At 38.7% G+C, this 3,735-nt stretch carries 4 protein-coding genes; 2 read left to right on the top strand and 2 right to left on the bottom strand.

Annotation, left to right across the window (positions count from 1 at the left end):
- Nucleotides 1-12: 12 nt before the first annotated feature.
- Complete coding sequence (locus tag GSY74_RS10530) at nucleotides 13-1,077, bottom strand: cyclopropane-fatty-acyl-phospholipid synthase family protein (RefSeq protein ID WP_164665079.1); 1,065 nt, start codon at nucleotides 1,075-1,077, stop codon at nucleotides 13-15.
- A 184-nt stretch (nucleotides 1,078-1,261) separates the two neighbouring features.
- On the opposite strand from GSY74_RS10530, the gene GSY74_RS10525 reads away from it, so the two are divergent.
- Together GSY74_RS10525 and GSY74_RS10520 are read left to right on the top strand one after the other, a co-directional pair.
- On the top strand, nucleotides 1,262-2,431 hold the full coding sequence (locus GSY74_RS10525; protein WP_164665078.1) for a beta-ketoacyl synthase N-terminal-like domain-containing protein: 1,170 nt from the start codon (nucleotides 1,262-1,264) through the stop codon (nucleotides 2,429-2,431).
- Nucleotides 2,421-3,101, top strand: coding sequence for a hypothetical protein (locus GSY74_RS10520; protein WP_164665076.1), 681 nt, complete (start codon nucleotides 2,421-2,423; stop codon nucleotides 3,099-3,101). The genes GSY74_RS10525 and GSY74_RS10520 overlap by 11 nt, the downstream gene beginning before the upstream one ends.
- Before the next feature lies 1 nt (nucleotide 3,102).
- On the opposite strand, the gene GSY74_RS10515 is transcribed toward GSY74_RS10520, so the two are convergent.
- The gene (locus tag GSY74_RS10515) at nucleotides 3,103-3,588 is read right to left on the bottom strand and encodes a hypothetical protein (protein ID WP_164665074.1); all 486 of its coding nucleotides are present in this window, start codon (nucleotides 3,586-3,588) and stop codon (nucleotides 3,103-3,105) included.
- Between the last annotated feature and the right edge of the window lie 147 nt (nucleotides 3,589-3,735).

The following is a 3,735-nucleotide window of genomic DNA, read 5'->3' as shown; positions in this document are numbered from 1 at the left end:
CAATATCATCTCTTATAACGACTTTTTACACTTTACAAGAGTGTGCGGTGAGACCCCCAAATTGTCAATCGTCTCTTCAATCTCCAGTCCTGCTCTTCTAATATAATCAAAAAGGTCTGTGGAGTTGAACATCTTACTGCAACCATTTGCCATCGCTGTAAAATAGGGAGAGGTGTTGATAATGCAGTATGATGCTGATTTAAAGCGTTGTTTGTCCCAAAGAGGCTCCAAGATACACAATCTAGCATTCTCATCCATCGACTCTCTAACCCTTGTCAAGATTTTAATCGCATCCTCTTTCGAAAAACAGTCGATAAATTGACTCATCCATATAATGTCAAAACCTTTAGGAATCTCTGCCTCATGGTTGAGTATATCCAAAGGGAAAAAGTTAACTCTATCTTCCAATCCATTCTCTCTGATATTTTTCTGAGCCATCTCTATCTGTCCAGGCAGGTCAAGTATCGTAAGGTTAATATTTTCAGAGTTTTTGGCAAATCTAATAGAGAATTTTCCTGTATTTCCACCTATATCAAGTACCGTTTGAGGATTAAAAGCTTTTAGCTTCTCTATCGAACTATCAAAAGCCGAATCAGAGTAAAAATGGTCAAAATCAAACCAAGCTTTTTTGGCTTTTGGAGGAAGAACACCCAAATGTGGATAGATGGTATCCCACTCTCCAAACACCTCTAATCCTACAGGTCTCTGCTCTTTGATAGATTTATCAAGCTCAAAAAGCCCTTTATAATTGACATGATGATTAAACTCCATATTGGTTTTGACCATGGTATCATTTTCCAAAAAATACCCTATCTTTGAGAGTCTATATCTCCCCTCATCTTCCAACACAACCGAAGCACTCAACGCACTCTCTAGCAGTATCTTTGCACCATAAGAGCTTATATCGGATTTTTGAGCAATCTCTTCCAGAGTCAATCCCTCTTTATGCTTATCCAAAAGTGTCAATATCCCAAACTCTCTCATGGTTCTTACCACCTGAAATATAACAGGAGCAAAGGCTATCTTTAGAGCCTCTAGTTGAGCATCCAAGGCTGAGATGCTTTCTCGCTTTTTCATATATCATCCTCATCGTTTTGTTTCGGAATTTTATCACAATATTAGATATCTTGCAAAACTTCTTGGAATCGGAGACTAAAGTCGCGAATATAACGAGGCTAAAGCCATCGGTTCCTAGCAAGGTATATTTAAAAAAAAGTAACTTTTTGATATAATTCAAACATATTTAATGAAAGAAAACATAATGGTATATATAGAAGGCTACTCCCTAATAAGCTCCTTAGGAGAGAGTGCAAAAGACTCAGCTAAAGCGATACAGAACAGCCACACCGAACCCATAATCCTAAAAGATGGAAATAGATTTTACAATATCAAAAATCGTCAAGAGGATGACTACTATGACCTCATAGAGAGAATTACCCAAGAGGCGATAGAGAGTGCCAATCTCACTCCAGAAGATTTGAGCAATATTGCACTATTTGTAGGTACATGCTCTGCCCTGCTTCCCATCAATGAAGCATACGCCAAAATCAATGGTGATGCCCTAAGAGAGCTAGATATGTCTACAATAAATACCAAAATTAGCCATCGATTAGGTATAAAAGGATTCAGTAGCATCATCTCAACTGCCTGTACCTCAAGCTCCAACGCTCTACTTCAAGCCAAAGAGATGATAGAGAGTGGATTGGTCGAAAAAGCCATTGTTGTGGGTGTTGAACTCTACAATGAGGTGACGCTTAAAGGATTTGAATCTTTTATGTTGCTCTCCAAAGAGAGGATGAGACCTTTTGATAGCAGACGAGATGGGGTGATACTCGGCGAAGCACTATCGGCTTTGGTACTAGGTAAAACAGAAGGAGAGTTTGAGATAGTCTCAGGCTCTATTAAAGTAGATACCACCTCCATCACCAGCCCAACCCCAACCAATCTCTCCCATGTGATGAGAGAGGCGATAAGCCAAGCCAAGATAGAGCCAAAAGATATTGTGCTTATCAAAACACACTCCACCTCAACACGACAAAATGATGATGCTGAATCCAAAGCGATTCACATGCTCTTTGATACTCTCCCTCCAATTACAGGACTCAAACCCTATATAGGACACACTATGGGTGCTTGTGGGACGAGCGAGTTGGTACTGTTGATAGAGGCGATAAGACAGGGATTTATACCCAAAAGCATCAATTTCCAAGAACAAGACAGTGAGTGCAATATCATCCCCTTAGAGCATACAATAGAACCAAAAGAGGGCTACTATCTCTTGAACTATTTCGGTTTTGGTGGCAACAACAGCTCTTTAGTTATAAAATATAGTAAACTTCCAAAACTAGGAACCGATGGCTTTAGCCTCGTAACATTCGGGACTAAAGTCTCCGATTCCAAAAAGTTTTGCAAGATGTCTAATGGAGTCTAACATGTATATCTACGCTTTTTCAAACCATACAGAAGAGGTAACAGAAACCTTAAGCAATAAAAAAATGCATCTCAAAAAGAGAGTCAATCGAGCAGACAACTACATCAATCTCACACTTTTAGGTGCAGAGAAGTGTATAGAAGATACTATCTTAGCCCCAGAAAGCAGTCTCTATGTAGCAAGTAACAACGGCAACCTCAATAGCTCTGTTAAAATTCTAAAAGATATTTTTCTCAACAAACAACTCCCCATGCCATTTACTTTTTTAAACGGTGTCAATGTCTCCACCCTATTTTATGTGGCAAAACACTTTAACATCAAAGGGAAAACCCTCTTTGTCGATAGATTTGAATCAGCCATTCCGCAAGCATTTGTAGATGTCAAAAATGGCAAAACAGTTCTCTTGGGCATGGTAGATGAGGCGACAGAAGATTTGGAACTCTACCGAGACAGATTTCAGTGTGAAACCATCACGGAGTCCAGTAGATGGCTACTGCTCTTACCTCAACCCCAAGAGGATACGCCCCCTATTGCCCAGATTATTGATATAGCTTGGGATGAGAGTAGTGAAGAGCGAGGTGATGTGGCTAAACTTTTTACTTTTTTAGAAGAGGGTGAAGGGGTATTTGATTTTAAGCAGAACAGTTTGTCGTTTCGAGTGGTTAGGTGAATTACGCAACTTTCACCCCTCCTTCTCGATACATTTTCACCACATTTCTCCAAAACAAAACCGTTTGCTCTTTAAAAAGCTCATCTATAGTTGGAAGAAGTTTCTCTATTGCTTTTATGGGTAAAATCTTTAAAACATCTCCATAAAACAGATTCTCAAAAAAGGGTTTAACAAAAGCTACATTTCCTCTTCGCACCTCTTTAAGTATGTAGCTCACTTCATAGTTCTTACCCCAAAAAGCTACTTGTATCTCTTTTTTTAGACCATCTGTTAGTTTAATAGGCATTGCTTTTAACCGAAGCTGATGCCGTCTAGGATTTTCCGTAAATGCTATCTTTTTGAGTAGTACAAATGCAAAGTTAGGCACACTACCATTGCGTTTCCACCCTGCTACTGTGTCGTAAGGTATCTCACTTTTTTGAGAGAACTCTTTTTTTGTGATGTTGTGGTATTTTAGGGCGTTGTCAAAAAGTTTTACCTTATTCATTTTTTATTCTTTTATTGTTGAATTGACAATATTGTAGCATAATTGGATTATATTTGATACTTATTTTAATTTTCATCCTACTACCTCCCAAGAACCACCCTTATTCGCCCCAACTCTCTCTATAACATTTTCATTTTTAAGCTTTTT

It is taken from the genome of Sulfurovum sp. bin170, assembly GCF_010892395.1.
Taxonomy (GTDB): Bacteria; Campylobacterota; Campylobacteria; order Campylobacterales; family Sulfurovaceae; genus UBA1140.
Note: the sequence above shows the minus strand (reverse complement) of the source record. Positions and strands in the feature narration are given on the sequence as shown.